1 protein-coding gene is annotated in these 3,848 nt (G+C 55.3%); it reads left to right on the top strand.

Annotated features, from left to right (window positions below):
* Positions 1-3,848, top strand: a 3,848-nt coding sequence (locus VJ956_RS01000; RefSeq protein WP_324080670.1) for a hypothetical protein, incomplete at both ends; no start/stop codon positions are given.

Below are 3,848 nucleotides of genomic sequence, written 5' to 3'. Positions count from 1 at the left end.
AAAAGACGACCTTTACCTTCACCTCTTTCCGGCCATGGAAGGACCTCAAAAGCAGGAATATCCTGTTGTTGCTGGCCTTCTTCGGCCTAAGCTTCGGGCAGCTACAAGCCCAGGACGATGACGTGATCATCACGTCCAACGCAGAGCTCATCTTTCCGGCCTGTGTGGAGTCCGTTGATTATTTTCACCTTTTCACCGTCATTGATGCAAATGACGAAGGGACACCGGCTATCAGCGACCTGGATGGTAATGTTGCGCTTAACAGCATCACCCTAATCGAGAGCTTTCAGCGCGACGACCTGTTCTACCGGGTTTTTGAAGCTGGCTTTACAGTGCAGGCCGGTAATTACTCGGATATTTTTACCATCACGTATGAGGGCGAATCGTTAGAGCCGGCTTTCGATGTCACGCAGGAAGCGGGAGGCGATCCACAGATCGTATTCAACCCGCAAACGCTGACCCTTCCGGCTTGTGTCGATGCAATCGACGCAAACTTCGGCGTCACCATTATCTCTTGCGATGAGACGGCCAACCAGCCGACCTTCAACTTCCTGGGTCAGGATTTCACGCCGGGATTTTCGCAGGCTGATGACGGATATTTCCGTTACACGGTCAGCGTACCGAAGACGGCAGCGGGCAATCAGGTAGCTACCGTTAGCTACACGGACAACGAGGGCAATACGACCTCTATTCCGTTCCTGGTATCAGTCGTGGTACCTGAAAATCAGCCCGCCGATATCAACCTGCCGGGCAACCTGACCTTTACGCTGCCTTCCTGTTCACTGGAAGAAACGGTGACTTTCTCGATTCAGATTACGGACGACTGTGACGATATCAATCCGGGCAACGCTGAGTTTTTCCTGGATGGCGCGGAAATCTTCCCCACCTTCACCAACGCTGCTCAGGGCTATTTCGAATTTACGGAGACGATTACGGAAGACACCGACGGCGACCTGCTGCTGGCCACCTATACGGACAGCGAAGGCGCTTCCTCGGCCGTCGATGGATTGCTCACCGTACTTAAGCAGGACCTGAACCTCGATGAGATCGGCTGTAATGATCAGGTTAACGTCACCCTCAATGACGAGACCTGCACGAAGATCATCACGCCGGATATGGTGGGAGAGGGCGACGTCTGCGATACCGATGACCGCCTGAGGGTGATCGTTTACGACGGTATCTACAACGGCGATCCCGATAACGAAGTAGATGCCTGCGGCGTGTTCAATTACGTGCTGATGTACGGCGATGAGGAGTACTGCTGGGGCGTGATCAACGCCGAAGACAAGACGCCTCCGGTGGTTTACTGCCCGCGTTTTGATTACGACGGACTGTATAAGTACCTGGATGATGACGGCAATACGCAGTTTTCGCCTAACCTGGACGAGGACTGGTTCGAGGATGACGACGGCTTCCGCGAACTACTGGCTTTCAACGAGCTGATCTGTGACGACATCGACAAGGTAGTTGATGTAAAAGCTTCCTGGAATGATCCTTCTTATGAGTACTACACCGGTGTTGCCAAGGCCGTTGACGCCTGCTCCGGTGAGCTCGCCGCGCCTATCAAGGTAGAGGACCATCTTGAGGAGTTTGAGTGCAGATACGATGAGTATGGCGGCTACGGCGAATATGCAGCCGTGCTGTTGCGTACCTTCTACTTCGAAGATGAGAAGGGCAACCAGGAAAGCTGCACGCAGCGCATCCTTTTCTCTCGCCCCTACATCCACCTGCCGGTATGTAAGGTGCACGTGAATGCTTGCGAATTCGACGGTGAGCTGACCACAGATGACCTGCTGGACAACGATCCCTATTCCGTTCCCTTCTACGTGAACGGCGTATGCGACACGATCTACTTCACGCCCGATCCTTCTGAGTCGGGAACCTACACGACGAAAGGACACAACTGCAACTATACGATTTCCTATACGGATCAGGTATTCCCCGGTCCGGATAACTGCGGCAACAAGATTGTACGTACCTGGTCGATTCTCGACTGGTGCTGGAATCCTTCCCTGGGCGAGTACCCCGCACTGCTGGGCCGCCCCATGGATGACTACCGCGATGACCTGTACGCTTGCTACGACTTCTACGACGACTGGGATGATGATCTTCAGCTTGCGCGTTACCATGTCAAAAAGAGCGACTGGTCTGACAAGAAGTTCTCCTGGGAGCAGCACATCATCTACGCTGATGAGGAAGCTCCTGAGGTAACCTGTGTAGCCGATGACCTGGATTGGGACGGTCAGCCTGATGGCGACCGCACGATCCGCATCTCCACCGGCCCGTTCAACTGCACGGCCGTTGTTGACCTGGAAGACCGCATCGATGTAACGGACAACTGTTCTGTTAAGCGCTGGCGCTTCCGCCTGGAAGGCTTTGAGAAAGATCCGAAGACGGGACTTGACGTACCGGTCTACTACGGCTGGACGGACTGGACGAGCTATGCACTGGCCGGCGTTGCCGTTGGTGAGTACGAGCTGATCGTAGAAGCAGAAGACGACTGCGGTAACCTGGGCTATGCGAACTGCACCGTGATCGTAGAAGATCAGGTGGAGCCGGTTGCCGTATGTGACGATGAGCTGAACATTTCTATCGGTGGCCCCGGCACGACCAACGACGGTCTGGCCCGCGTAACGGCTGCTGATGTAGACGAAGGCAGCTGGGACAACTGCGAACTGGCTGAGCTGGACGTACGCCGCGATATCGAAGAGACTTGCCTGGACATCTACGCCGATCAGGTTAATGGTCTGGTATGGGCCAGCGCTGATTACAAAGTGGTAAGCTCCGGTGGCCGTACCTTCTACATTGCTACCCGCAGCGTTGCCGGTAAAGGTGTGGTATCCGGCGATACGCTGGTTGTCAAGGAAGCCGACGGCACCTTCTTCAGCTGGTGGGCTAACGAAGTATACTTCACCTGCTGCGATATCTCCGCTGATTCTGAAGATCTGGTGACCATCGAGCTGCGCGCTACGGATGCCGAAGGCAACAGCAACGTATGCTGGCTGAACACGCTGATCGAGGACAAGCTGCCTCCGAGCTGTGATGTACACGACAAGACCATCCTGTGCACCGAGCTGGATTTCGATCCTGCTGACTCTGCTCAGGTAGCCGGCCGCTTCGGCGCCCCGGAAGATGTGATTGAAATTCGCGACAACTGCGGCGCTACGATCACCGAAGAAGTGATCTGGACGCCTGACGACTGTGGTACTGGCCTGATCGAGCGCGTCTTCACGATTACCGACGCTTCGGGTCGCTCTACCGTATGTACGCAAGAGATCGAGGTGCTGGAAGTAAATGATTACGAGATCGTCTTCCCGGGTGATGACGGCAGCGCCGAGTGCGGTGTTGAGCCCGATCGCGACATCTCCACGCAGAGCTTCGCTTGCGATATTCTGGCTGTTAATAAGGACACCACGCGCTTCCAGGCTTCGGGCGACGAGTGCTTCAAGCTGCTGATCACCTACCGCGTCATCAACTGGTGCGAGTACGACGGCGTGAGCACCACTCCGATCGAAGTACCGCGCGACTGGGACGGCGACAATGATCTGACCGAAGATCACGTTATCCGCGTACAGCCCGACGGTGACCTGCTGCCCAATGTTTCCGGCCAGCAAGTAGTTACCTGGACGCAGGCTGACGGTGATCAGGCTTCGCTGACGGCTGCTGAGTATGCTGACCTGACGCCCGGTTTCTGGCAGTACAGCCAGCTGCTGAAGATCTACGACGACGTAGCACCTGAAGTAGAAGTAGAGAACGAATCGCTTGAGTTCTGTGCTTACGGTACGCCTCCGGACGACTGTGGCGGCAATGTCAATATCGTCTTCACGGTAAGCGATATCTGCACGCCG

The organism is Marinobacter sp., from assembly GCF_035268745.1.
Classification (GTDB): Bacteria; Pseudomonadota; Gammaproteobacteria; order Pseudomonadales; family Oleiphilaceae; genus Marinobacter.
The sequence above is the reverse complement of the archived record's forward strand: the minus strand, read 5'-3'. Positions and strand labels throughout refer to the sequence as shown.